Annotated in this window: 17 protein-coding genes; 14 read left to right on the top strand and 3 right to left on the bottom strand. The window is 47.0% G+C overall.

Annotation, left to right across the window (positions count from 1 at the left end):
* The first annotated feature begins 152 nt into the window (after positions 1–152).
* Positions 153–2096, top strand: coding sequence for a cell wall-binding repeat-containing protein (locus AAH944_RS07395; protein WP_415537701.1), 1944 nt, complete (start codon positions 153–155; stop codon positions 2094–2096).
* Positions 2097–2177: 81 nt separating this feature from the next.
* On the top strand, positions 2178–3971 hold the full coding sequence (locus AAH944_RS07390; RefSeq protein ID WP_415537817.1) for an ABC transporter ATP-binding protein: 1794 nt from the start codon (positions 2178–2180) through the stop codon (positions 3969–3971).
* Positions 3972–4208: 237 nt separating this feature from the next.
* On the opposite strand, the gene AAH944_RS07385 is transcribed toward AAH944_RS07390, so the two are convergent.
* Positions 4209–5108, bottom strand: a complete 900-nt coding sequence (locus AAH944_RS07385) for a PLP-dependent cysteine synthase family protein (protein WP_415537700.1) — start codon at positions 5106–5108, stop codon at positions 4209–4211.
* Between the two features lie 304 nt (positions 5109–5412).
* On the opposite strand from AAH944_RS07385, the gene AAH944_RS07380 reads away from it, so the two are divergent.
* The 11 genes from AAH944_RS07380 to AAH944_RS07330 all read left to right on the top strand — a co-directional run bounded on the left by AAH944_RS07380 (position 5413) and on the right by AAH944_RS07330 (position 22953).
* A complete protein-coding gene (locus AAH944_RS07380; protein WP_415537698.1) occupies positions 5413–6915 on the top strand; it encodes an IMP dehydrogenase in 1503 nt (500 codons plus the stop codon).
* 333 nt (positions 6916–7248) lie between these two features.
* Positions 7249–8403: an exonuclease SbcCD subunit D gene (locus AAH944_RS07375; protein WP_415537696.1), complete on the top strand. Its 1155-nt coding sequence runs from the start codon at positions 7249–7251 to the stop codon at positions 8401–8403.
* The gene (locus AAH944_RS07370) at positions 8400–11615 is read left to right on the top strand and encodes an AAA family ATPase (protein WP_415537694.1); all 3216 of its coding nucleotides are present in this window, start codon (positions 8400–8402) and stop codon (positions 11613–11615) included. Before AAH944_RS07375 ends, AAH944_RS07370 begins: the two co-directional genes overlap by 4 nt.
* A 218-nt stretch (positions 11616–11833) precedes the next feature.
* Complete coding sequence (iorA, locus tag AAH944_RS07365) at positions 11834–13729, top strand: indolepyruvate ferredoxin oxidoreductase subunit alpha (RefSeq protein WP_415537692.1); 1896 nt, start codon at positions 11834–11836, stop codon at positions 13727–13729.
* The gene (locus AAH944_RS07360) at positions 13726–14322 is read left to right on the top strand and encodes an indolepyruvate oxidoreductase subunit beta (protein ID WP_415537690.1); all 597 of its coding nucleotides are present in this window, start codon (positions 13726–13728) and stop codon (positions 14320–14322) included. Before iorA ends, AAH944_RS07360 begins: the two co-directional genes overlap by 4 nt.
* Complete coding sequence (locus AAH944_RS07355) at positions 14319–15554, top strand: phenylacetate--CoA ligase family protein (protein WP_415537688.1); 1236 nt, start codon at positions 14319–14321, stop codon at positions 15552–15554. The genes AAH944_RS07360 and AAH944_RS07355 overlap by 4 nt, the downstream gene beginning before the upstream one ends.
* 89 nt (positions 15555–15643) lie before the next feature.
* Positions 15644–17284, top strand: coding sequence for a class I adenylate-forming enzyme family protein (locus tag AAH944_RS07350; RefSeq protein ID WP_415537686.1), 1641 nt, complete (start codon positions 15644–15646; stop codon positions 17282–17284).
* Between the two features lie 91 nt (positions 17285–17375).
* Positions 17376–19184: an adenine deaminase gene (ade, locus tag AAH944_RS07345; RefSeq protein WP_415537684.1), complete on the top strand. Its 1809-nt coding sequence runs from the start codon at positions 17376–17378 to the stop codon at positions 19182–19184.
* Positions 19185–19680: 496 nt separating this feature from the next.
* The gene (locus tag AAH944_RS07340) at positions 19681–19911 is read left to right on the top strand and encodes a hypothetical protein (RefSeq protein ID WP_415537682.1); all 231 of its coding nucleotides are present in this window, start codon (positions 19681–19683) and stop codon (positions 19909–19911) included.
* Between the two features lie 548 nt (positions 19912–20459).
* Positions 20460–21905: a DEAD/DEAH box helicase gene (locus AAH944_RS07335; protein ID WP_415537680.1), complete on the top strand. Its 1446-nt coding sequence runs from the start codon at positions 20460–20462 to the stop codon at positions 21903–21905.
* A gap of 142 nt (positions 21906–22047) precedes the next feature.
* On the top strand, positions 22048–22953 hold the full coding sequence (locus AAH944_RS07330; protein WP_415537678.1) for a chemotaxis protein: 906 nt from the start codon (positions 22048–22050) through the stop codon (positions 22951–22953).
* Between the two features lie 133 nt (positions 22954–23086).
* Here the strand turns inward: AAH944_RS07330 and AAH944_RS07325 are convergent, their stop codons facing one another.
* The gene (locus tag AAH944_RS07325) at positions 23087–23452 is read right to left on the bottom strand and encodes a GerW family sporulation protein (protein ID WP_368292391.1); all 366 of its coding nucleotides are present in this window, start codon (positions 23450–23452) and stop codon (positions 23087–23089) included.
* Positions 23442–24173 (bottom strand): hypothetical protein, encoded by a 732-nt coding sequence (locus tag AAH944_RS07320; RefSeq protein ID WP_415537676.1) that lies wholly within the window; start codon positions 24171–24173, stop codon positions 23442–23444. The genes AAH944_RS07325 and AAH944_RS07320 overlap by 11 nt, the downstream gene beginning before the upstream one ends.
* Before the next feature lie 243 nt (positions 24174–24416).
* Here AAH944_RS07320 and AAH944_RS07315 point away from each other — a divergent pair, with 243 nt between their 5' ends.
* Entirely contained in the window at positions 24417–26792 is a 2376-nt protein-coding gene (locus AAH944_RS07315) for a DNA topoisomerase 3 (protein ID WP_415537674.1), read from the top strand.
* Positions 26793–26817: the final 25 nt, after the last annotated feature.

Genomic DNA, 26817 nt, shown 5'->3' with positions numbered 1-26817 from the left:
TTGTTTGTACATTTTTCTGCTCTAAAAAATACTTTTAATAATTATTAGTTATTTAGGTAAATAATGGTATGATATAGTATAACGGCCAAATCACTTTCATATAGAGGATTATGTAAGGATATAATCAGCTGTGAGGCGAAAGGAGATAAAAAGTGAAAAGATACGCAAAGCGGTACCTTTTTGTACTGTTGACTTTAATCTTATGTCTGGGTTCATTTGTCCCTGAGGCTTTTGCATCGACGATTTCGACCCACCGTATTTCCGGGGATACACGATATACCACTGCCGCAAATATTGCCAAAGAAGGTTGGTCCGGCGGCTCACAGTGGGCGATCATCGCCTGCGGAAGCAATTTTCCTGATGCCTTGACGTCAACCCCTCTGGCAACAAAATATAATGCTCCGATCTTATTGACGGAAAAAGATAGTCTAACGGAGGTTACGAAATCCACGCTGACTACACTCGGCACAAAGAATGTCTATATTGTTGGTGGAACAAGTGTCGTTTCTACGACAGTTGAAACACAGCTGAAGTCGATGGGAATCTCAGTTACCCGATTGTTCGGAAGCGACAGATACAATACTTCGGTTGAGATTGCTCAGCGTATCGGAAATACTTCCGGAAAGCTCGTCGTTGCTCCCGGGGGTGATTATCCGAATGCGCTTTCGGTTTCATCCTACGCCGGTAAAAAACAAATTCCCATTATCCTGGTCGATAAAAGTACGATCAGCGATAGTCTGAAACAATATTTAGCAAATAAAAGTATTCAACAAACCTATGTGATAGGCAATACGACAGAGATCAGTGATTCAATCGTTAACGCGCTTCCAAACCCGACACGCATTCAAAGCTCCGACCGCTACGCAACCAATCTGGCGGTATTGGAAGCCTTCGAATCCGATTACGTTTTCAGCAATACCTTTTTAGCAACCGGGAATAATTTTGCCGATGCGCTTGCTGGATCAGCCTATGCAGCCAAGCTGGGGGCTCCGATTATTCTGACCGGAAAGACGCTGGACAGCCGTATTAACACGTATTTTACGGCAATCAGTACGAGCGTTGCCCAACTCAATATTTTGGGTGGGGAAGCAGCTATCGCGACCACTCTGGTCAATGGTTATCTGGGGATTGAAACAACGGGAACACTGACTGCCAAAGAGATCTTCACCAAGGTAAGCCCTTCCGTCGTCTATATCGAGACCTATGACAGCAGCGGGAATGCTTTGGGGAGCGGCAGCGGCTTTATCGTAGATGCCAGCGGCAAAGTCGCGACGAACTACCATGTGATTGAAGGTTCGTATAGTGCTAAAGTAAAGACCGCCTCAGGGACATCGTATGATGTCCAAAAAGTCTTAAGCTATAATGCCGTGACCGATCTGGCAATACTTAAAATAAGTGCGACAGGACTGACTGCAGTATCCCTCGGTGATTCCAGCCTGATTGAAACCGGGGATAATATCTATGCGATCGGCAACCCGTTTGGCTTGGAGAATACCATATCGAACGGTTTAATCAGCACAAAATCCAGAGATATTAACGAAACGACATATATTCAGATTTCTGCGCCAATCAGTTCCGGCTCAAGCGGCGGGGCACTGGTGGATGAGCAGGGAAAAGTCATTGGTATCACAGCCGCCGTATATTATGGCGGCCAGAACTTAAACTTTGCAGTTCCGATTAACCTATTAACACCGATGCTCTCGGAGAATATTAATAAAACACTGCCGGAAATTCTCCCGGCCGTTTACAGTGTCTTTGCTAATATGGCTTCTTATATTCAGAATGCCTACGGCACAAATGTGATTGCAGGCCAAACAATCAAATATACTGTTGCCGTGACTGCTTATCAGGGCAATACCGATACTTCCCACGATGAAAGTGCATTTATTGTATTTACGGTTACCCCTGAGACAGATGCTGCTGAATCGGACATTCTGGATAATCATTTCAACGCTTATCTTGTATGGCTGGAGACTATGCTGAATGACCTTCAAACAAGATATAGTTCAAATGTGTTTAGCGGTGGAATGTACTACGGAGACAAATTTTATATTATATTCGATAATTGGGACGGGTCTGTTCAATACTGGTATTAGGAGATTCGTTAAGGGCTTTTCAATCCTGCCAAGTCGTGCTAATCTTACCCATAGAGAATGAATCGGAAGGTGGGTGGTTTCATGGGGCTTGGCAGGGTGCGTTTCATCGATGATTCAGTGGAACTGCCGAAGATCACGGGCAAAATGCTGGGTAGGATCTTCCGGTATTTTATTCCGTACTGGAAACAAACCGTTGTGATCATCCTGTCCCTGGTCATTTCAGCGCTGCTTGGACTCGTACCGCCCTTAGCGACCCGGAGTATTTTAGATGAGGCTCTGCCTCAGCACGATATGAAGTACCTGACGATTCTGATGCTGGTTGCCATCGGGGCAGCTGTCTTAAGCGGTTTGCTGATGGTCGGACAGAATTATCTCAAAACCCTGATTGCCCGGAATATCATCTATAAGATGAAAAACCAGATGTTTGAGCATATCCAGCATATGTCCCTGCGTTTTTTCTCTTCGGTCAAACCGGGTGAAATCATCACGCGGATGAACAGCGATATCAATGGCGTCCAGGAAATGCTGAACAGCACGATCATCAATACGCTCAGTAGCACCCTGACGCTTGTCACCACAGCAGCGGCGCTGATCTCGATGAACTGGAAGCTGGCGATTGTCGGCATCGTGATCGTTCCGCTTTTTGTCATACCGACGCGCAAGGTCGGTAAAGTCAGATGGAAGATTGTATCCCAGACCCAGGCCAAGGTCGATGAACTGAACCAGATTTTACAGGAGACGTTCAGCATCAGCGGTTCGATCTTGATGAAAATTTTTACGAAAGAAAAAGCGGATTATACGAAATTCGAGAAAGTCAATCGGGAAGAATCCCATCTGCGGACGAAAGAGTCTTTAGCCGGGCAATGGTTCACGATGACTATCAGTATTTTTACCTTTATTGGGCCGATGCTCATCTATTTTTTTGGCGGTTACCTCTATATGCAGGGGGAAATCACCGTCGGGGAAATTGTGGCTTTTGTGGCACTGCTGGCCAGGCTTTATACCCCTGCAGCCCAGCTGTCAAATATCCATATCAATGTTGTCCGTTCGTTTGCTTTGTTTCAGCGGATTTTCGATTATTTTGACCAGCCGCTCGAGATTGTAGACCGTGACAAAGCGAAAACCATCGTTTCGGCTGCCGGTCAAGTTGATTTTGAACACGTTTCCTTTTCGTATGACCATAAAATACCTGTTCTCCGGGATATCAGTTTCTCCGTTGCCTCCGGAACCATGGTCGCGCTGGTCGGCCCGAGTGGGGCAGGGAAGACAACCATCACGAATCTGATCCCAAGACTGTACGATGTCATGGACGGCTGTGTCAAAATGGACGGAGAAGATATCAGGGACCTGACACTTCAGTCGCTGCGCAGGCAAATCGGCATTGTGATGCAGGAGCCTTATCTATTTAATGACACAATTGAAGAAAACCTAAAATACGCCCGGGAAGATGCCACGGTAGCTGAAATGATAGAAGCTTGCAGGGCAGCCTATATCCACGATTTTATCATGACACTGCCGGACAAATACCAGACAGTGGTTGGGAACAGAGGCATCAAGCTGTCAGGTGGGGAGAAGCAACGGATCTCAATTGCTCGCGTTATCCTAAAAACACCCCGGGTCATCATCTTTGATGAAGCAACTTCTTCCCTGGATTCGGTGTCGGAGCTGTACATTCAAAAAGCAATGGTTCCGCTGCTGCAAGGGAAGACAAGCTTTATTATTGCTCACAGGCTTTCCACGGTACTGGCGGCCGACCAGATCCTTGTCGTGGAAAAAGGACGGATCGCGGAAGTGGGAAAACATGCGGACTTATTGTTACGGGACGGGATCTATAAAAAGCTGTATGATACACAGTTCAAGAACCAGACAATATAATGTCGGTACTCGGTACTCGGTACTATCCCATAATACTACGTGGCAAAGGGATAATACCGTAAAATATGATCATTTTTTTTAAATTAACTGTACATAACAGTAAGTCAATTATTTTATTAACCGAAGAAATTGTACACGTGTACAATTTCTTTAAATTTGGAAATTTTGTCGTATCGAAGATTCCCAACTGATCGCTTGACAATATATCATGCGGGGAAAGGGAACTATATCTGCTGCTTATTCAGCTAAATTAAATAGATTCGTACTCAGATATTTTTCCCCTCGGTCGGCAAACAGGACCACGATCAATCCTTCCTCGATATCTTTGATGCATTCTAAAGCTGCAATCATTGCGGCTCCGCTGCTCATGCCGACAAAGATGCCTTCCTGGAGGACGATGGCTCTGGCCATAGCAAAAGCGGCCTCAGATTCAATCATGACTGTGCGGTCTATCTTGCTGGGATCATAGATTTCCGGTACGATAGCCTCTTCCATGTTTTTTAGACCCTGAATATAATGGCCTTTTTCAGGGTGGGCTTCAATAATTTGAACCGCAGGATTCTTGTCCTTCAGACCCATGCCAACGCCCATAAGCGTCCCTGAGGTGCCGAGTGCGGAAACGTAGTGAGTGACTTTTCCGTGGGTCTCCTCCCATATTTCATGCGCAGTCGTATAATAATGGGCGAGCTTATTGTATTCGTTTGAGAATTGGTTCGGCATGAAATATTTCTCTGGATACATCCTGCAGAGCTCATGCGCTCTGCGGATCGCTCCGTCAGTTCCCTCGGATGGGTCGGTCAGGATTGTCCTGGCACCAAAAGCTTCAATCATTTTGCGGCGCTCCACGGATACGGCTTCGCTCATCACGATTTCTACCTTATATCCTTTGACGGCGCCGATCATGGCGAGGCCAATCCCTGTGTTTCCGGAAGTCGGTTCAATAATGGTCTTGCCAGGGACAAGCGAGCCACACGCTTCGGCTTGCTCAATCATTTTTAAGGCAATGCGGTCTTTGATGCTTCCAGTCGGATTAAAACCCTCCAGCTTCGCGTACAGCGCAACGTGCGGCTTCGGATTCAATCTGTTAATCCGGACCAGCGGAGTATGTCCAATGGTCTCAAGAATATTATCGTACACAGGCATCTTCCTTTCCAAACATTCAATACAATGAATACTATACACTATCTTTGTTGGCAGGGAAATCCTGCTAACCTTTGTTTTTGGCGATGCTTAACATTAAAAATTGTCTGAATTTCTACTGACATCTTGATTTTTGAAGGGAATGTGATAATATTTAGCGAATAAGAATATTTATGGTTGTATCTTCGTTATTGATTTTAAAGAAGAATTGGCTGGCGCCTGATATATAAATGAAGAAGTACAAGCTTTATGCAATAAAATGTTTTGAATGATTATTATTAATGACAAAGGAGAGATTGATATGGCTGCTTATTTTGATGAACCTTCCCATACCTTTGGAGAATATTTATTAGTACCCGGGTATTCTTCGGCAGACTGTACCCCGACAAATGTAAGTCTGAAGACTCCCGTTGTAAAATACAAAAAAGGTGAGGAATCTTCCATTAATACGAATATTCCTCTGGTATCGGCAATCATGCAGTCTGTTTCGGACGATAAAATGGCAATCGCTCTGGCCAGAGAAGGCGGTATTTCATTTATTTATTGTTCTCAGCCGATTGATACCCAAGCTCAGATGATTGCGCGGGTCAAAAACTATAAGGCAGGTTTTGTGACCAGCGATTCCAACATAACCCCGGACAGCACACTGGCGAACATCTTGGCCCTGAAAGCCAAAACGGACCATTCTACAGTGGCTGTGACCTCGGACGGTACAGCTACGGGTAAGCTGCTGGGTCTTGTTACGACCAGAGATTACCGCGTCAGCAGAATGTCCAAAGATACGAAAGTCAAAGAATTCATGACAAAGTTTGAGGATCTGATCTGCGGAAGTGATCAGATTACCCTGAGTGAAGCCAACGATATTATTTGGGACCATAAGCTGAATGCTTTACCTTTGATTGATAAAGACCAAAACCTCAAATATCTAGTCTTTCGCAAAGACTATGATTCCCATAAAGAATACGAAAGGGAGCTTCTGGACGCTTCTAAACGGTATATTGTCGGAGCAGGGATTAATACCAGGGACTATGAAGAACGGGTGCCTGCGCTGGTTAATGCCGGAGCAGATGTTCTTTGCATTGATTCTTCCGAAGGCTTTTCGGAATGGCAGAAAAGGACGATCGATTTTATCCGCAAAAAATACGGTGAATCCGTAAAGGTGGGTGCCGGGAACGTCGTGGACCGCGAGGGATTTTTATTCTTGGCCGAAGCAGGGGCTGACTTTGTCAAAGTCGGCATTGGCGGCGGATCGATCTGCATTACCCGCGAACAAAAAGGGATAGGTCGCGGACAGGCTACCGCGTTGATTGAAGTTGCTAACGCGCGCGATCAATATTTCAAGGAAACCGGAATATATATCCCTGTCTGCTCGGATGGCGGTATTGTCCATGATTATCATATTACGCTTGCTCTGGCGATGGGTGCCGATTTTATCATGCTTGGCCGGTATTTTTCACGTTTTGATGAGAGCCCGACGAACAAAGTCAATATCAATGGTAGCTACATGAAGGAATACTGGGGAGAAGGCTCTAACCGTGCCAGGAATTGGCAGCGCTACGATCTCGGCGGCGACGGCAAGCTTTCTTTTGAAGAAGGCGTTGACTCCTATGTGCCATACGCCGGCAGTTTAAAAGACAACGTAACCCTGAGCCTGAACAAAGTCCGTTCAACCATGAGCAACTGTGGGGTTCTGACGATTCCAGAACTGCACAAAAACGCCAAACTAACGCTCGTATCCGCAACAAGCATCGTGGAAGGCGGTTCACATGACGTCCTTCTAAAGGATAACAGCTATATAAAATAAAAAATTACTTTGCTATTACTTTGTTTTTTGCATGTAAACGTGACGTAATCTAACCGCTCTTCGGCTATTGCGCTCTCCTTGGCGCAAAAAGCCGCGCTGCACATCCGTGTTCCGCTTGGGCGCGGTTAGATTACGTCACGTTAATTTAATATAGGTCATGATAATCTAATGGGTATTAATATACTGTACTTAAAAAAGATGCCAATATGGCGTTCTTTTTTTTTGCAACAGATTTGACATCTGAGAAAACTTCACCGTAATCAAACAGAGGATTCTGTCAGCTCATGTTGAATTAAAAATAGCACTGAAAGAATTGATTGGAGGAATCATGCTATGAAGCTGCTGCATACTGCAGATTTACATATCGGCAAACGGGTCAACGAGTTCAGCATGCTCGAAGACCAAAAGGTTATGCTGGAACAGATTCTGCGGATTACCGACGAAGTTCAACCTGACGGGCTGCTTCTGGCCGGAGATATTTACGATAAAAGTGTGCCGCCGGGGGAAGCGGTGGGCCTGCTGGATGAGTTTTTGACGGAGCTGGTGGCACGCAAGCTCCAGATATTCCTGATCAGCGGCAACCACGATTCTCCGGAACGTTTAAATTTTGGCAGCCGGATTTTGCAAAATAACGGACTGCATATTGCCGGGACCTTTGACGGCAGCTTAAAGTATATTTCGTTACGTGATATTTATGGCCCTGTTCATATCTATCTGCTGCCGTATGTTAAGCCTGCCGTTGTCCAGGCCTTTTATCCCGGTCAGGACATTGCATCGTATGAGGATGCTGTCAGGGCCGTTATAGCGTCTTCTGACATAGATACCCGTGAGCGCAACATCCTGGTCGCGCACCAGTTCATTACCAGCGGCAGCAATGAGCCGGAACGCTGCGATTCGGAAACCATCTCCGTTGGCGGACTGAATAACATTGATGCCTCCGTGTTTGAAGCCTTTGATTACGTTGCGCTTGGTCATTTGCATGGTCCTCAGTGCATTGGCCGTGAAACAGTCCGTTATGCCGGTTCTCCGCTCAAATATTCTTTCTCCGAAGCGCGGCAGCAAAAATCGGTGACCATCCTGGAATTTGCGGAAAAAGGCAAGCTGGGAATCCATCAAATTCCGCTGACCGCCCTGCGCGATCTGCGTGAAATCAAAGGGCCTCTGGCAGAGCTTCTGCGGACGGGAACTTCTCAGGATCAGCCCTCGGAGGATTATATCCGGGCGATTCTGACGGACGAGAATGAGATCTATGATGCAATCGGACAGCTGCGCCAGGTGTACCCGAATATCATGCGTCTTGATTTCGCCAACAGCCGCAGCAGGCCGGAGGCTGACTCACGGTCGGCCGCCTTCGGTGATGTGGCGCGTAAAAGTCGGCTGGAGCTATTTGAAGAATTTTACCTGAAGCAGAACAACCAGGAAATGTCTGAAGAACAGCATAAAATCATGCAGGATATCCTCGAACAGACAGGAGGGGACCGCAGATGAAACCCTTGAACCTCGTGATGAGTGCGTTCGGACCCTATGCCGGAAAGGTTGAAGTACCGCTGCACCAGCTTGGCAGTGAGGGTTTATTTCTGATTACCGGGGATACCGGAGCCGGCAAAACCACCCTATTTGATGCCATTGCTTTTGCACTTTTTGATGGGGCCAGCGGTTCGGTGCGCACTGTGGACAGCCTGCGCAGCGACTTTGCCGCGCCCGATACCAAAACGTATGTTGAACTGGAATTTTCCCATAAAGGCCAGATTTATCATTTAACGCGCAGCCCCAGATACCAGCGTCCCAAGAAAAATGGTTCTGGCTTTACGATGGAAAACGCGGATGCTGCGCTTGTATTACCGAATGGGGAAGTCATTGCCGGCAGCAGCAAAGTAACCGAAAAAATCAGCTCTCTGCTCGGGATTGACGCGAAACAGTTTAAGCAAATAGCGATGATTGCTCAGGGTGAATTTCTGAAACTGCTGCTGGCCGAGAGCAGTGAACGCGCCAGCATTTTCCGTAAGGTATTTAATACCGATATCTACTTAACCATTCAAGATGCGTTAAAAGCAAAGGAAAAAGACCTTAAAGCCCGCTGTGAGGAAAGCATTCGTCAAATTTTGCAACACTTGGACGGCATGCAGACTGACGAAGAATTTGAAAGTATAGAAAACATAGAATATTCATCTGTATGCCTCGAATTGTCCGGGCTGAAATTGGAGCGGCATATTCATGGAACGGAACGTATCCTGAACTTGCTCAGCATGCTAATCGATCTAGACAGAGCACAGGTTAACGCTGACAGGAATATTTCGGACATACTGGCTGCATCCATGCTGGCCAAGGCATCCGAACTGACGGAAGCCGATTATATTAACAAGACATTTGCAGAGCTGGATGCAGCCAGGAACAAACTGACCGAACTTGAGAAGAATGCAGCAGAAATGACGCAGACTGAAGCAGCGGTATCCGCAGCTGAGAAAGCACTGCATGAAGTCAAACCGCTTGAAGACCTTTACCTGAGAGAGAAACGAGACTACGACGGACTTATCTTCAGCATACAAGAGCTGCAGACTACCATTGCCCAATTGACACCGGAAGTAGCCAGACTGCTGGCAGTCCGGACAGCCGAACAGCTGAAAGAACCTCTCCGGGAACAATTGGCCGCTGAATTGGCTAAAATAACGCAGACGCTGCCGCAATACGATAAGGTCGATAACCTCAAGCTGGATAATGAAGAAAAGATAAAAGCCCGGCAAAACCTTGAACAGATCTTAAATGAATTAAAAATAGAAAAGGACAGCCTGACAGCAAAGAAAGAACAATTAAGTACAGAAGCGGAAGAATTGAGCAGTGTGGAAACCCATCTGCTGGAATGCCGCAATGCGCTGGAACTGCTTAATAACCGGAAAAATGAGCTGAATCTTCTCTCTAAAGGGGTCAATTCCGCACAAAAGATGCAGGTTGAATACGCCGGACTGCAGCATACTTTCCTTGCGGCCGAGCAGGATTATCAGACAGTCAATGAAGAATATCAGCGCAGAGAGCGTGCTTTCTGGCGGGAACAGGCCGGTCTTCTGGCGGAAAATCTGACCGATGGCACTCCCTGTCCGGTTTGCGGATCAACGGAACACCCGCTGAAAGCCAAACCTACTTCGGATGCGCCAAGTGAGAAAGAAATGGAAAAGCTGAAAAGTCTGAAAGAAGTAAAGCAGCAGCGCCTGCAGCAGGCCAGTGAAATGACCGGCAGTAAAAAGACGGAATTTGATACGACCCTGAACCATCTTCTTCAGGATACCCAAAGTCTCTTTGCTTTGTATACTTTGGATTCCAGCTCTATCGTTTCCGGCAGTCCGCTGATGGTAGCTGACCGGCTGAAAGAGCTATCCTCTTTGGTAAAACAGGAACAGGAAAATGTCTCTAAGGATATACAGGATAGAACAGCACTGTGTCTTGATCTGGAAGCACAACGTGCACACCGCAGGGCATGTCTGGAACAATTGCAGGAAACTGAGGAGACCCTGAAACTTACGGAAGAAACTTTGCAGAAACAGACAGAACTGAAGGGGACACTCGCTGTGGCAATCAGTGCTCTGAACAGTGAACTTGCAACGCTTCAAGCTGGTCTGGGCTATCCCTCCCCGGAAAGTGCCCGCGAAGCTGTGGGATATTTGACTGCGCAGCTCACTGAAATGAAGCAGGCTCTGCAAAAGACTGAGAATGATTATCTGAGCAGCAAACGTATGCTTGATGAAAGTATTGCGCTGTTGGCTGATCAGGAAAAAAGAATGCAGACCGTGACTTCAGCCTGTCAGGCTGCTCTTGAAACGTATACTGCCAAATTCCGCGAGGCAGGCTTCCCGGCTGAAGACGCCTACCACACGGCTCTTTTGTCTGAAAACAGTCTCAAGGAACTGAAACAGCACATTGCGGATTATGATGAATACTACCGTCGTACTGAGGCTGATATCATAAGACTCACAACCGCTACGCAGAATAAGCAACGGCAGGACACTGCCGGGATAGCCGAACAGCAAAGAAGCATGCAGCTGGATAAAGAACGTTTGGATCTTAAACTTCAGCAGATGGCAGCCCGGCTGCAAAATAACGAGCGGATTTACCGGGCTGTCTCGCTGGCACAAAAAGAACGGCGGCAGCTGGAAACCGACTACCTGATCATCAGCAGTCTTTCCAAAACTGCCAATGGGGAATTGACCGGCAAACAAAAAATTGCCTTTGAACAATTCGTACAGGCTTCTTACTTTAACCAGATCATCGCTGAGGCAAACAAAAGACTGACGGCCATGTCCAATGGACGTTATGCGCTGCTGCGCAGAGAAAATCCGGCGGATAACCGTTCCCAGTCCGGGCTGGAACTCGATGTGCTCGATCATTACACCGGAAAGATCCGGACCGTAAAATCTTTATCCGGCGGGGAGTCTTTCAAGGCTTCACTGTCGCTCGCTTTAGGCCTCTCCGATGTCATTCAGAGTTTCGCCGGCGGTGTGGAGATCGATACGATGTTTATCGATGAAGGCTTTGGCTCGCTGGATGCCGAATCGCTGGAACAGGCAATGGCCACGCTGTATGGTTTAACCTCCGGCAACAGGCTTGTCGGCATTATATCTCACGTCAGCGAATTAAAAGACCGGATCGACAAAAAAGTCACGATCACAAGAGGTCTCGAGGGAAGTCATATTGCGTTAAGCAGTCATTAATCTATCAATCATCGCGGCAGTTGCTTCATTTAAAGTTAATCCCATTAAGAGATTTTAAAAAATTGCCTTAAAGACAGTAATGTCGTTGACGATTATGCCAAAAAAGAATTATACTTAAATATGTTATTTTGCAATTTCAAAGCTTGTCTTTCTCCAAAGGGCAGGCTTATTGGTTTGTTGGTCTATATTGGTCTTGATAACCTTTAGGGGGACGATTCATGGAACAAGTACTTTTAATGGGGAATGAGGCAATTGCCATGGGAGCTATCCGGGCCGGCGTTGCGGTTGTAACCGGCTATCCAGGCACGCCTTCCACCGAAATATTGGAAACAGTCGCCCGGAAGAATCCCGGGAATATTTATGTTGAATGGTCCGTCAATGAAAAATCCGCGCTGGAAGTTGCGGCTGGTGCAGCCTATGCCGGTCTCAGAACGATGGTCACCATGAAACAGGTTGGTCTTAATGTTGCTTCCGATCCATTAATGAGCCTCGCTTATATCGGGGTAGAAGGGGGTATGGTCATCGTTGTTGCCGATGATCCCGGACCTATTTCTTCCCAGACAGAGCAGGATACCCGTCATTTCGCTTCTTTTGCCAAACTGCCTGTCTTTGACCCATCTTCACCGGAAGAAGCTTATCAGATGATTGGCGATGCGTTTGCCTATTCGGAAAAATACAAGACCCCGGTCTTATTTCGTCCAACCACGCGTGTTTGTCATGGCAGCGCCTCTATCGTACTCGAGCCCGCCCAGGCGGATTCTTCGGCCGGTGCTTTTGTCAAAAATCCAAAGTGGACGATTTTTCCTCGTCTTTCTTATGAAAAGCATCTGCAAATTGAAGCCAGGCGTCCAATACTGGAAGCGGATTTTTCCTCCTATCCCTGCAATACATTAACCGGCTGCGGTAAAAAAGGTATTGCCACAGGCGGCATCAGTTATGCTTATACGTGTGAAGCAATCCAGGCCCTGAAGGAGTGCCGTCAACGCGAAAACGATATACAGAAAAATAGTTTGGATATTGACTATAAACTCTTTAAAGTTTCAACACCGCATCCTTTTCCGGTAAAACTGGCCCTTGAATTCTTAAGCGGCCTCGACGAAGTCCTGGTGATCGAAGAACTGGACCCAGTGATTGAAAAAGAATTGATTTTCCTGTGCGGCCAATACCATTTGCCTGTCAAAGTCTTCGGCAAACTGAGCGGCCATACGCCCCAGGCCGGGGAAAACAGCGTTGAAATCGCGCACAAGGCAATTACGAAATTCTTAAAGCAGCCCAATCAGGATGAAGACTGCCGTCTAAATCTCTCCACATTGAATGCAAAACATAATCAACAGACTGTAGAAGTTATCCAGCCTGAGCAGCCGGCTCTGCCGGTCCGGCCTCCGGTACTCTGTGCCGGCTGTCCGCACCGCGCTTCTTTTTACGCGGTGAAAAAAGCCATGAAAGGTAAGAAAGCGGTGTTCTCCGGTGACATCGGCTGCTATACGCTTGGTAATGCAAGTCCGCTGGAGATGGTCGACACCTGCCTCTGCATGGGAGCGGGCATCACGATTGCCCAGGGTCTGCACCGCGCTGAACCGGATACGGTTAGCTTTGCGTTTATCGGTGATTCAACCTTTTTTCATTCAGGCATTGCCGGTGTGATCAATGCTGTATACAATGAAACCGATATCGTATTGATCATTCTCGACAATTCGACAACGGCGATGACCGGTCATCAGCCACACCCGGGCACCGGGAAAACCATGATGGGAAATATCGCTGAAAAAATTAGTATTCCGGCTGTCCTTCAGGTCTTGGGTGTTAAACAGGTGATGACTTGCAATCCGCTGGATTTAGAACAAGCGGTTGCTGCCGTCCAAGAAGCAACAGCGGTGCGCGGTGTTTCAGCTGTGATCTTTGAATATCCGTGCATTTCAATAGACAAACCAGGGCCCCGGTTCACGGTCGATCCCGAAAAATGCAGCGGCTGTAAGCGCTGTATCAAAGAATTAGGCTGTCCGGCCATTACCTGGAAACTAGATAAGGCTGAAATTGATTCAGCTTTATGCTACGGTTGCTCCCTCTGTGCACAGGTCTGTTCCTTTGCTGCGATAGGAGGTGAGCAGGTATGAATATGATCTTAGCTGGGGTAGGCGGTCAGGGAATTGTCCTGGCTTCCAAAGTTATTGCCCAATCCGCGATACAAAAAGGCTTAAAAGTTCGTACAGCGGAGACGATCGGCATGGCCCAGCGGGGTGGCTGCGTCGTCAGCCATGTAAGAATCGGTGAAAACATTCACGCTCCGCTGGTAGCACTGAAGACAGCTGATCTGGTGATCGGTTTTGAACCCGCGGAAGCTGTACGGGCGCTTCCTTTTTTAAAGCCTCAAGGGACCGTCATTGTCAGTCAAAAAGCGATTAAACCGGTCACAGCTTCACTCTCGGCTGAAGGCTATGAGGGGAAGACGATGCTGGACTATCTGCAAAACAGTGTCAGCCGGCTCTATATTGTGGACAGCGATGCAGTCTGTTCTGTCTGCGGCTCACCAAAAGTCTTAAACACTGCCTTACTCGGAGCAGCAGCAGGCAGCGGTGTACTTGGCTTTACACTCACGGAAATGGAAACTGCTCTGGAAAGCGTATTACCGACTAAACTGCTGTCTATGAACATTCAGGCCCTTCGGGCTGGTGCCCAAAACATAGAAGAGGGGAATATTTGTGTATGAAACGGATGAATGAAACCCAGTTTGCAGCAATTAAAAATACGCTGACCAAGCTCTGCAGTCTCGACGGCTTTTACAGCAAGAAGTTTGCAGGGTACGAACTTCAGAGCATGCAAAGCCAGGAAGATTTTGAAAAACTACCGTTTACCAATAAAGATGATCTGAGAGAAGCTTATCCGCTTGGCCTGCAGGCTGTTCCCGACAGTGAGATTGTCCGGATTCACTCCTCTTCTGGAACCACCGGCACCCCGGTCATTATTCCGTATACAAGGCAGGATGTCGAAGACTGGGCCATCATGTTTAAACGCTGCTATGAAACAGCCGGTCTGACCAACTTGGACCGGGTCCATATTACGCCGGGTTATGGTTTGTGGACAGCAGGCATCGGCTTTCAGAACGGAGCTGAGCTTTTAGGGGCCATGGTTATTCCGATGGGCCCTGGCAATACCGATAAACAAATTCAAATGATGATGGATTTAAAGAGTACCGTTTTGTGCGCGACTTCATCCTATGCCTTGCTCCTGGCTGAAGAGATCTCCAAAAGGGGAGTCAAGGACAAAATCCACCTGCGCAAAGGAGTCATCGGTTCGGAACGCTGGGGTGAAAAAATGCGCCGGCGCATCGCCGGTGAACTGGGCGTTCAATTATACGATATCTATGGCTTGACTGAGATTTACGGACCGGGTATCGCGATGAGCTGCGATTACGAATGCGGCATGCATTATTGGGATGATTATCTGTACTTTGAGATTATCGACCCGCATACCGGCCAGCAGGTACCGGAAGGCGAAATCGGGGAACTGGTGATCACGACCTTAAAGAAGGAAGGCGCGCCGCTGATTCGCTACCGCACCCATGATTTAACCCGTCTTCTGCCAGGAGAATGTGCCTGCGGTCTGGCTTACCCCAGAATCGATACCATTATCGGCCGTACCGATGATATGGTCAAAGTCAAGGGTGTGAATATTTTCCCGGGTCAGATTGACGAGCTTCTGCGCGAAGTAGAAGGCGCCAGCAGTGAATACCAGGTCATGATTGACCATTTAAGCGGTAAAGATATCATGACGCTGTTCTTTGAGACCGAGAACAATGCGGATAAAAAGCAGCTCGAACAAGACGTCAAACAGCATTGCAAAGCAAAAATTGGGATCTCCGTCGTCCCAAAAGCCGTAGCGATTGGCGAACTTCCCCGGAGCGAAAAGAAATCGACCCGCATCTTTGATAACCGCTACTGATTTTGCATTTTAAATTTACAGTTTAATATAAATCAATTTGTTTCATTACAAACAAATATTGTCATGGTAGAACGGGAGGAGATTGAACAATGCCCATTACTGAATTGTTGGTACGCAACGCAGCGTTGTACGGACAGGAGAAATGTCTGACCGAGATTAATCTGGATCTTCAAGAAAGCCATAACGTCACCTGGAGAGAGTATGAACTGATCGAAAACAATCCGGCAGGGGAATACCGGCTGGAAATGACCTGGCGGGTTTTTGACGAAAAAGCGAACCGCATGGCTAATTTCCTTCTGAAAAGAGGCATTAAGAAGGGCGATAAAGTCGCCATTCTATTAATGAATTGCCTTGAATGGCTGCCGATTTACTTCGGTATCTTAAAATCCGGCGCCGTTGCAGTCCCTTTAAATTTTCGCTACACAGCTGAAGAAATCAAATACTGCCTCGAATTGTCCGATACAATGACTTTGATCTTCGGACCGGAGTTTATCGGTCGTGTGGAAACGATTTACGATCAGATCCCTAAAGTCAAAACGCTTTTATTTGCGGGTGAAAACCGTCCGTCCTTCGCAGAGAATTACGACCGGTTGGCAGCGAACAGTTCCTCAGAGGTGCCGCAAGTTGTACTGTCTGACGATGATGATGCGGCCGTCTACTTTTCTTCTGGGACGACCGGTTTTCCGAAAGCTATCCTACATACACACCGGAGCTTAATGTCGGCCTGTTATACGGAACAAAACCATCATGAGCAGACCCGTGACGACAATTTCCTGTGCATACCGCCCCTGTATCATACCGGCGCCAAAATGCACTGGTTCGGCAGCCTGCTCTCGGGCAGCAAAGCTGTACTGCTGCGCGGCGTCAAACCGGAGTGGATTCTGAAGACGATCAGCGAGGAAAAAATCACCATCGCCTGGCTTCTCGTTCCGTGGGCTCAGGATATTCTGGATGCAATAGAGAGCGGCAAAGTCAAGCTGGAGAATTATGAGCTCTCCCATTGGCGCCTGATGCATATAGGGGCCCAGCCGGTACCGCCCAGCCTGATCCGCCGCTGGAAAAACTATTTTCCAAATCATCTGTACGATACGAATTACGGCCTGAGTGAGTCCATCGGACCGGGCTGTGTGCATCTTGGCATAGAGAACATCCATAAAGTGGGCGCGATTGGTATACCCGGTTATCAGTGGGAAGTTCAAATTACCGACGAAAACGGCTGTCCGGTTCCGCAGGGTCAGGTAGGGGAACTGAGGGTCAAAGGTCCGGGTGTCATGAAATGCTACTACAACGACCCTGAAGCCACGGCTGTAGCCCTGAAAGACGGCTGGCTGCTGACCGGTGATGTGGCCAGGATGGATGAGGACGGCTTTATTTATTTGGTCGATAGAAAAAAAGATGTGATCATCAGCGGTGGCGAGAATATTTATCCGGTTCAGATCGAAGACTTCCTGCGTGTGCATACGTCGATTAAGGATGTCGCAGTGATTGGTCTGCCTGATCCGCGCCTGGGTGAGATTACCGCAGCAATCATCGAACTCAAACCGGGAAGTATCTGCACAGAAGAAGATATCGGCGTTTTCTGTGCACCAATGCCCCGCTATAAACGTCCGCGCCGGATTATTTTCGACAAGGTCCCGCGCAATCCAACCGGTAAGATTGAGAAACCGCGTTTAAGGGAAAAATACGGAGCAGCCACCCTGATTGCCGCCCAGACAGAAAATGGTCTATAATCAATGAGATGAAATAGCATCATTAATAATCATTGATAAAATTAATCATAGCTAAAAGGAATTATCCATGAAATAAAACGAGGGGATTAACGTGTTGAATGATTGTGTACTCAATTTTCTCGTGAAAGATTTTCAGGAGAAAACAGCCGAACTGGCTCAAACCGCCATGGGTATCCTGAAAGCGGACACGGTGATCAGGGGCGGCCGGATCATCAATGTAAATACTTGTGAAATCGAAGAAAACAAGGACATTGCGATCAAACACGGCCGGATTGTCCTGGTCGGTAATGCCGCGCCTGCCATCGGGGAACAGACGGAATTCATCGATGCCTCAGGCTATACACTGGCACCGGGTTTTCTGGACGGACATCTGCATGTTGAGAGCAGCATGGTCACGCTGAGGGAATTCACCAGGGCTGTTCTGCCGCAGGGAACGACGTGTATTGTTATGGACCCGCATGAAATTGCCAATGTCTTCGGCCCGGAAGGCGTTAAGATGATGGTCGAAGAAGGACAGGCCATGCCGCTTAAAGTATTTGCCACCATGCCGTCCTGTGTACCTGCTGCCCCGGGTTTTGAAGATGTCGGAGCGGTGATTGGTCCGGCTGAAATCAAAGAAGCGCTGCAGGACAGCCGGATCATCGGACTCGGGGAAATGATGAATTATCCGGGAGTCATCTCTGGTGATGTGCATGTTCATGCCGAATTAAAGGTAACGCTAAGCACCGGCAAGCCGGTTACCGGGCATTACGCTTCTGCTGATCTCGAAAAAGGATTGCAGGCTTATGCAGCAGCCGGAATCCTGTCCTGCCATGAAAGTACGACCAAGGAGGATGCCCTGGCCCGGATGCGTCTCGGTATGTATGCCAAACTGCGGGAAGGTTCAGCCTGGCAGGACGTTAAGGAAACCGTCCGGGCCATTACTGAAAACAAAGTAGATTCCCGGTATGCCGTGCTGGTGACGGACGATGTGCATCCGCATACCCTTTTGGCCAAAGGACATCTCAACCATGTGATCCGCCAGGCGATTCGCCAGGGTGTCAATCCGGTTACGGCGATTCAAATGGCAACCCTTAATCCTGCTCAGTGTTTCGGGCTTGACCGGCATCTCGGGAGTATCTCGCCTGGCAGATGTGCAGATATTGTTTTTCTGCGTGACCTCGCGGAAGTCACCGTAGAAAAAGTAATGATAGACGGGGAAATCATAGCAGAACAAGGACGGATGCTGGCTGAAATTTCGTCCGTCAGCTATCCGGAGAAGTTCCGCAGTTCCGTTCATCTGTCCAATAAACTGAAATCCGGAGACTTCATCATCAAAGCTCCGGAAGGAAGAACGACGGTCAGGGCACATGTCATCGAGATCAAAGAAGCCCAGGCCGGAACCCTTCATCGCGTGATCGAGATGGGAATAGCGCAAGGGCAGGTATGTCCTGACATTACAGCCGATATTGCCAAGGTTATGGTCCTGGAAAGGCACGGCGGCCCGGGAAATTATGGCCTCGGGTATGTCAAAGGTTTTCAGCTGAAGAGCGGGGCAGTCGCATCAACAGTGGCTCATGACAGCCATAATCTGATCATTATCGGTGTAAATGACGAGGATATGGCGCTTGCCGGCAACATACTGGCTGACCTTGGCGGCGGGATGGCCGCAGTGAGAGACGGGAAAGTGCTGGCCATACTTCCTCTGCCGATTGCCGGCTTAATGTCGGACAGACCGGTCGAAGAAGTGGCTGGAATGGTAGCTCAGCTTGATGAAGCCTGGAAAGAGCTTGGATGCAGTTTGGTCTCGCCGTTTATGACCATGGCGCTCTTAAGTCTGCCTGTTATCCCGGAACTGCGCCTGACGAACCGTGGACTGATTGATTGTCTAAACTTCACATTCCTGTCTTTGCTCGAATGATACGCTTCAATGATTCGCTCCAATGATACGACTTCACCCAATGAACATTTCATGTTAATAATCCAGGGATCTGGTCCATTTAATAGCTTCCACATATAAAAGCATAAAGCGCTTAATGCTGAGCTTGTCGATTAGATTCTGATTCTCAACTTTGCTCCATTGCGCATTTTCAAAGTCGAAACATCCATTGATCTATCCTCCATGACAACGAAATATATTTCCACAATTGGCCAGTACTACCATTATATTTAAAATTTACGTATAAGTAAATTATCTGATAGCTGCAGAAAATGTCTTAATCGAGCGTAGAGCGTATGCTGCCGTAACAGCTGCCGTAAAAGATGGTTGACACATCATTATTCCTTCTATATAATACATTTCGGAGTATTTTTACGGATATCAAGATTTCATTTACGTCATTGTATAACTGAATTCTGAAATATTGAAGTAACACTCCCTGAAGTATTGGAGCATGTGAGAAGGAGGTGTTTTTTTTATGCGTTTTTGTCATGAACTTAAAAAACTAGCGAATGCTTTTGAAGCGGATCAATTTGTGGCCGTCAAAAATGACGTACTCCTTGTCCTCAAAAGTATGTATGGCGAAACTTCCAGAGAGTATAAAGTTGTCAAACAGACATCTTCTCCTGCAACCATTATCAAGGTTTTGAATCATATCGCCGAAAGGTCAGAGGATTTATCCCTTCATGCGCTTGCTGCAAATATGTAATCTAAATCCATGACGCGGACTACGGCCTCCTTTCTGCAAGGAGGTCGTATTTATTTAGGTTGCTACTATGCATTTAACGTTAATAAGGCACTTGGAAGAAAGAATAAAGGAATTGATTCCTGATCTGCAGAAATAATACTGTATAGAATAATAATAGTAGATCGATTCGTAAATCGCATTACTATTTTTAATATCATTTTGTTAGAGCTAATCTGTGGGGCACAATACCGCTTTCCGGCTGTTGCGCCATCCTTGGCGAGTCCGCTCCTTGCCATCCATGGCATCGCGACATTAGGCCATCCGTGGCCGTCAAAAAGCCGCGCTTCGCATCGTGCTCCGCTCACAGCGGAACTGTGCCCCCCAGACTGATCACTAACTCCAGACTAAGTCAACGTAATGGATGGACAGCGTCAAGCGGAGCATGGATTGCGAAGCGCGGGATTTTGTGTCAGGATGACACAACGACCGAAAGCGGCCATCCATTACGTTGACTAACCCGAGTAAATCTAAAAATTTATACATATTCCTGATGAGAAAGAGATGATCGTATGCATGAGGCTTCTTTTCAACGCTATCCGTTAAGTCCGGAAATATTAAAAGCCCTTCACCTGCTGAATTATAACAAGCCTACCAACGTCCAGCAGCAGGTCGTCCCATTGTTTCTGGCGCAAAAAGATGTGATTGTTAAATCTCAGACCGGCAGCGGCAAGACGGCTGCTTTTGCTATTCCGCTTTGCCAGCTGGTGGATTGGGAAGAAAATAAACCTCAGGCCCTGATCATCACGCCAACGAGAGAACTGGCCATCCAGGTCAAAGAGGATCTGTTTCATATCGGCCGTTTTAAAAGACTAAAAATTGCTGCAGTATACGGTAAATCTCCTTTCTATTATCAGGAGAAAGAGCTGAAGCAAAAAACGCATATTGTGGTGGGAACGCCTGGCCGGCTGATCGATCATCTTCAGAAAGGAACGCTGGATACTTCTTGTGTCAAATACCTGGTTATTGACGAAGCGGATGAACTGATGAATATGGGCTTTCTGGAACAGACGGAAACCATCCTTGGCAGCTTGTCTGCCGACCGCGTTACAGCCCTGCTGTCGGCCACGATGCCTTCTGATGTCAGAACACTGTGTGATCACTATTTGCGCGAGCCAGTCTATGTAGAAACGCAAGAAGAAACATCCGCCGCGGAAAGAATTTCCCAGGAAAGATACCTCCTTACCCGACAGGATAAAATAAAGCTTCTTAAAGATCTTTCAGTCACTGAGAACCCCGATAGCTGCCTGATCTTCTGCAATACCAAACATCAGGTGGATGAGGTCTATGCGGAATTGAAACTGCTTGATTATCCCTGCGCCAAAATTCATGGCGGAATGGAACAAGGGCACCGTCTGAGTGTCATGGATGATTTTAAACGGGGTTATTTTCGGTACCTGATTGCAACAGATGTGGCAGCCCGGGGGATTGACATCGAAGATATTTCACTTGTCATCAACTTTGATCTGCCGCAGGAAAAGGAAAGCTATGTACACCGGATTGGCAGAACAGGGCGTTTGAATAAAAACGGCAAAGCAATCTCCTTTGTGACCGAAGAAGATGACAGTTACCTGCAGGATATACAGAAATATATTGGACAGGAGATCCCGCTGAAACAAAGACCGTCTCAGGATACTGTCCGCAATGCAGAAGTCGGCTTTCAGGAAAAAATAACCGTTTTGCCGGATAATAAAGCCATGAAAGGCACCCGGATCAATTTGGAAATCATGAAGCTCCAGATCAATGCCGGAAAGAAATCCAAGATCCGGCCGGCAGATATTGTGGGCGCACTGACGAACATTGCGGGTATGACTGCAGCTGACATCGGGATTATCAATATTTTGGATGAATTGAGTTATGTGGAAATCCTAAACTTTAAAGGGCCACTTGTCCTTGAAGCCTTGCAAACAACGCCGCTCAAAGGTAAACTGCGGAAAGTAAGAAAAGTGAATCGCTGAATGCTCAAATGGCACAATAAAACTGTATTTATTGAAATAAACCGAAATAATTAATTGAAGAAAAGACGAATTCTGAAGGATTTTGGAACTTCTTTAGCGAAAAATACAAGATATAAATACTCCAGGGAAGAGGAGACAGACGATGCAGGACGATAAAGGAATTTTGCTGGAATCCGGAACCAATGAGTTTGAAATTATCGAGTTTACCGTAGACGGGAAATTCTATGGGATTAACGTCGCCAAAGTAAGGGAAATTATCAACAATGTCAAGGTGACACACCTGGTAGGTTCACATCCATATATAGAGGGACTATTTACTTTACGGGATAAGATCATTCCGCTTGTTGATCTGACGCGATGCCTAACCGGCGTTAAGCAGGCCACAGATAACCAGCAGATCATTGTTTGTGAAATCAATGGTGAAATGATCAGCTTCAGAGTTGATGAAGTCACGAGGATATACCGCGTATCCTGGACCCAGATGGAACCTTTGTCGGATATTGCCGGTTCGGACTTTGCGGTCGGTGTCGTTAAGCTGGAAGAAAAAATCATCGTTCTGATCGATTTTGAAAAGATTATTTCTGAGATTGATCCGACCATGAACAAAAGGTTATCAACGATACCCGCGGTAGCTGAAGAAATGGACGACCTCAGAAAGACAAAAACGATATTAATCGCAGAGGATTCCCGTGTTCTTAGGGAACTGTTAATCAGAACACTTAGCGCTGCAGGTTATCATGTGGTTCCTAACGATAATGGTCTGGAAGCATGGGATAGTCTGAACAAAATGATTGCTGACGGCAGCTCGATCGAAGATAAAGTGCAGCTGGTCATTACAGACATTGAAATGCCCCAAATGGATGGTCATCATTTGATCAAAAAAATAAAAGAGGATGACAAGCTTAAAGAGCTGCCCGTCATTATCTTCTCCTCGATGATCAGTGAAGAGCTAAGAAGGAAAGGGCAGTCGCTCGGTGCCTATGCCCAAATCACGAAGCCGGAAATCGAACAGTTGATCGTGTTTGTTGATAAAATACTGCTTTCTTAACAACAAAAGATGCATGTCTACGGTTTGATTACATTCCGTAATAGAATGAACACGCATGATTTAAATTAGAAGTGGTGCTTCCTGGTGAACTTTTCGTCCGCCGGGAAGCACCACTAAATATTAGACATATGATTTATTCTTCACTGCATTTTTGATCTTTGACTTTATTCACGATCTCGGGAACCATATCGATTAGTTTTTCGAGCCCTCCTGATTTTTCAATCGGCAGCAGTTCGACCTGATCGCCTCTGATAACCAGAACTGCTGTTGGCGAAATACGGCCGCCACTACAGGCGCCGCCACCCGAACCCTGGTTGCTTTTCTGTTCAATGCCGTTTCCGCCGCTCGTACCCAGACCGAATGTAAAATCGATGAATGGAACAAGAATGATTTCTCCGACCTGCATAGGTTCGCCGACGACGGTCTTGGTCTTCAGAAAGCTTTCCAGTTTTTCAAAGATGTTGGTGATATTTTCGCCAATGTTAAAACTATCCGACATAGGGCGATCCTCCTTTAAATTTGATTTTTAAGTTCGTTAACATGATATTGCGAATTGGTTTCGTGACCAGAAGCCCGATGATTACAGAGAGCAAATAGGGCAGCCAGATCCTTCCGCCAATGAAAAACCTTCCTTCCAGCATTTCCTGACCAAATACAAGTTCGACAGCGATATCAAATCTGTCATACCAAAGGTATCCCTGAGTCAGCAGTACCGACAGGAAACCGGTATACATTGGATCAGAAAAGCCTATTTTGGCGTTCACGATCAGCTGATCCGGCAGGATATGCCTGGCGATTTTCCTCAGGGATGCCAGGATTTTTTTCAAAACATCGGTCCGCAGGAATTGACGAATACCAAATTCATTTTGATGTCTTTTTTGGGCAGATATTGAGTCTTTTACAGAATCAGTGTGCAGATTTTTTTTGGCATTGTTCTTGGACGCTATTCCGAATTTTTTTTGATCTTCTTTCTTAGAGTCTGGCCGTTCCTGGAATTTTTTAGTCAGACCCAAAATTATCAACGTCGTTTCAGCCTTGCGTTTAGGATATTTGATAAACTCCATCCTGATTCCGCCAAAGAGCCAGGAAACGGACCCCTTCATTTGAGAATGGCCAAGATTCTCCGCAACAGCCTGATAATGGTACGGGATAAAGATCATAGCTGCCAGAATCATCACGAAACCCAGCAAAATATAGCCAATAATTGTTAACAAAAACATAGCACCTGATCATCCCTTTTCTTATTTACATTTATTAATACACATGAAATAATAAAAAGTTTCAGCTTTCAACAGAAAAGCTGACATTTTCTATCCCAAAGTACCGGTTAATTTATGCTATACTGAGTATTATGGAAAATTAAGCTAAACTTTTTCTCAGTGTTACATGCATTTTAGAGCTAATAGGGTACTTGATGTCTGTAAGATTCATAGGCAAAGAAAATGATACGGAAAGAAGATCCTATGGAAAGAATACTGATTATTGCTGAAAAACCGGCTCAGGCCCGGGAATATGCTGCAGCCCTGGGGGTAAAAGGCAAAGGACAAGGCTGGCTCGAAAATGACCAGTATGTGATAACCTGGTGTATCGGTCATCTTCTGGAGCTGGAAAGGCCGGAAGGCTATATGGATCTAGAACGCGTCGGGAAGCGCTGGAGTCTTAAACGTCTGCCCGTTCTGCCAGCTGTCGATTCGTTTCGGCGTACAATCAAATCCCAAACGCGCCAACAATTTCAAGTTTTACAAAAATGGCTGAAATCTTCTGAAATCAAACAGGTTATTTGCGGAACGGACGCCGACAGGGAAGGGCAGCTTCTCTTTCAGGAAGTCTGGGACTTAGTGGGATGTACAAAACCGCTCTCCCGGCTCTGGATTTCTTCGCTGACGCGAGAGGCTATCCTGGAAGGAATGAATCAGTTAAGGCCGGGTCAGGCCGTGGAAGGTCTGTCAGCAGCAGGCAATGGCAGAGCCTTTGCGGACTGGGACTTTGGGATGAATCTGACCGAAGGCTTCACCTCTTTGTTTGGCAGCTTCGATACAGTCCGCAAAAAGCCAAATGTGATTTCCATCGGCAGGGTACAGACACCGACACTGGCGCTGATCGTCCGTAGAGAGTGGGAAATTGAGCAATTTGTTGCTGAAGCCTATTTTGAAATCAGTGCAGCCTTCTCTGCGGAGCAGGGACAATACACCGGACGCTGGTTTGATCCCGCTCAGGAAAACAGACGCCTGACCGACAGGGAAACTGCCGAACACATTGCTGCGAGAACACAGGGGCAGCCAGGGAAAATCATCCGGGCTGAACAAAGAAAGGTTTCCGAAGCTCCGCCCTTGCTTTTCGATTTGACAAGCCTGACTGTCACAGCTTCCAGACGATTCGGATTTAGTGCCGAAAAGGTCCTGGAACTAGCCCAGTCTCTTTATGATAAAAAGGCCATCACCTACCCACGTACGGATTGTGCTTATTTGCCCGCGGATATGATTCCAAAGCTGCCAGCCCACCTGAAAGCCCTGCGTCAGGAGCCTTATCAGGAAAATGTAGATGAAGCAATGACCTATGGTGTGCCTCAAAACAAACGGGTCATCAACACGATTACGGCTCACCATGCGATCATTCCAACGACAGAAACTGTTCATTTGAATAAGCTGCCGGAAGCCGAACGTCAGCTTTTTGACCTGATTGCACGGCGTTTTCTGGCTGTCTGGTTTCCTCCTGCCTGGTATCAGCAGACGGAAATCATTACGGAAGCGGCCCAGGAACATTTTCGTACCAAAGGCAGGATTCTGCTCAGCTCAGGCTGGAAAATGGTCTACGATTTCGAAGACGCTCAGGATCCTCAGGCTGAAAGCAGCGGAACAACAGGAAAGACCAGGAGAAAAAATAAGAATCGCGAGAACCAGCAAGAAGAAAACACAGAACTTCCGGCGGTCAGTCAGGGTGACTCTGTTCAGATAACCGAGGTCCGGATCGACGAAAAGAGTACCAAACCTCCGAAACGTTTTACCCAGGGTGATCTGCTTAAAGCGATGGAGAGTGCGGGTAAACAAATTGAAGACGATGTTCTGCGCCAGCAGCTGAAAGGGAAGGGTCTCGGGACAGTGGCTACCCGGCCCGCGATCATTGAAAATCTGCTTCAGCGTGGCTATATCAGACAGGAGCAAAAAACGCTGCGGCCGACAGAAAAAGGGACCCAGTTGATTTCTTTAATTCAAAACAGGCTTCCGCATGCCGCCCTTCTGATCAGCGCGGAAATGACCGGTCAGCTGGAGTATGACCTGGCGCAGGTTGAAAAAGGCGAACTGGCACTGGAAAAATACATGTCTGAGGTCGAGGAAGCGGTGATACGAATCATCAATGAACTTCGGGCTTATGAACAAAAATATGGCAAAACGCCGTTGGCCCAGGCTCCGGCCAGGTCTGCCAGATCTGCCGAATCTGCGAAATCTTCCAAGAAAGTTCACACATCTTCGGAAGATCAATCAGATCAAACAGACAAGTCGGCTAAAAAAACAAAGGGCGCCAAAAAAGAAAATGGCTCTTCAGCAGCCCGGGAAAGCGGACCTGAAAAACTGGGTCCCTGTCCGCGGTGCGGGGAAGGTGTCATTGAAGGCAATAAAGGTTATGGCTGCTCCAATTGGAAAAGCGGCTGTGGATTTGTGGTCTGGAAAACACCGATTTGCGGTAAAACACTTAGCCAGACCCAGATGAAAAGCCTGCTAAAGAAAGGTAAAACACCCTTGATTAAAGGATTCAAATCCAAAAGCGGAAAATCTTTCAACGCCTGTTTGGTTTGGGAAGATGCCGCCAATGGAAAACTTAAATTTGAGTTTGATCATTAAATTAATATCATAAATTCTTTCAAGG

This window comes from Dehalobacter sp. CP, assembly GCF_047652685.1.
Taxonomy (GTDB): Bacteria; Bacillota; Desulfitobacteriia; order Desulfitobacteriales; family Syntrophobotulaceae; genus Dehalobacter.
The sequence above is the reverse complement of the archived record's forward strand: the minus strand, read 5'-3'. Positions and strand labels throughout refer to the sequence as shown.

What these genes read in the sequence shown, in the direction of transcription:
- AAH944_RS07325 (WP_368292391.1), bottom strand. Translation starts at nt 23,452, where the DNA reads ATGTCGGATAGTTTTAACATTGGCGAAAATATCACCAACATCTTTGAA.
- AAH944_RS07360 (WP_415537690.1), top strand. Translation starts at nt 13,726, where the DNA reads ATGAATATGATCTTAGCTGGGGTAGGCGGTCAGGGAATTGTCCTGGCT.
- AAH944_RS07330 (WP_415537678.1), top strand. Translation starts at nt 22,048, where the DNA reads ATGCAGGACGATAAAGGAATTTTGCTGGAATCCGGAACCAATGAGTTT.
- AAH944_RS07390 (WP_415537817.1), top strand. Translation starts at nt 2,178, where the DNA reads ATGGGGCTTGGCAGGGTGCGTTTCATCGATGATTCAGTGGAACTGCCG.
- AAH944_RS07380 (WP_415537698.1), top strand. Translation starts at nt 5,413, where the DNA reads ATGGCTGCTTATTTTGATGAACCTTCCCATACCTTTGGAGAATATTTA.
- iorA (WP_415537692.1), top strand. Translation starts at nt 11,834, where the DNA reads ATGGAACAAGTACTTTTAATGGGGAATGAGGCAATTGCCATGGGAGCT.
- AAH944_RS07350 (WP_415537686.1), top strand. Translation starts at nt 15,644, where the DNA reads ATGCCCATTACTGAATTGTTGGTACGCAACGCAGCGTTGTACGGACAG.
- AAH944_RS07340 (WP_415537682.1), top strand. Translation starts at nt 19,681, where the DNA reads ATGCGTTTTTGTCATGAACTTAAAAAACTAGCGAATGCTTTTGAAGCG.
- AAH944_RS07355 (WP_415537688.1), top strand. Translation starts at nt 14,319, where the DNA reads ATGAAACGGATGAATGAAACCCAGTTTGCAGCAATTAAAAATACGCTG.
- AAH944_RS07375 (WP_415537696.1), top strand. Translation starts at nt 7,249, where the DNA reads ATGAAGCTGCTGCATACTGCAGATTTACATATCGGCAAACGGGTCAAC.
- AAH944_RS07320 (WP_415537676.1), bottom strand. Translation starts at nt 24,173, where the DNA reads ATGTTTTTGTTAACAATTATTGGCTATATTTTGCTGGGTTTCGTGATG.
- AAH944_RS07335 (WP_415537680.1), top strand. Translation starts at nt 20,460, where the DNA reads ATGCATGAGGCTTCTTTTCAACGCTATCCGTTAAGTCCGGAAATATTA.
- AAH944_RS07370 (WP_415537694.1), top strand. Translation starts at nt 8,400, where the DNA reads ATGAAACCCTTGAACCTCGTGATGAGTGCGTTCGGACCCTATGCCGGA.
- AAH944_RS07315 (WP_415537674.1), top strand. Translation starts at nt 24,417, where the DNA reads ATGGAAAGAATACTGATTATTGCTGAAAAACCGGCTCAGGCCCGGGAA.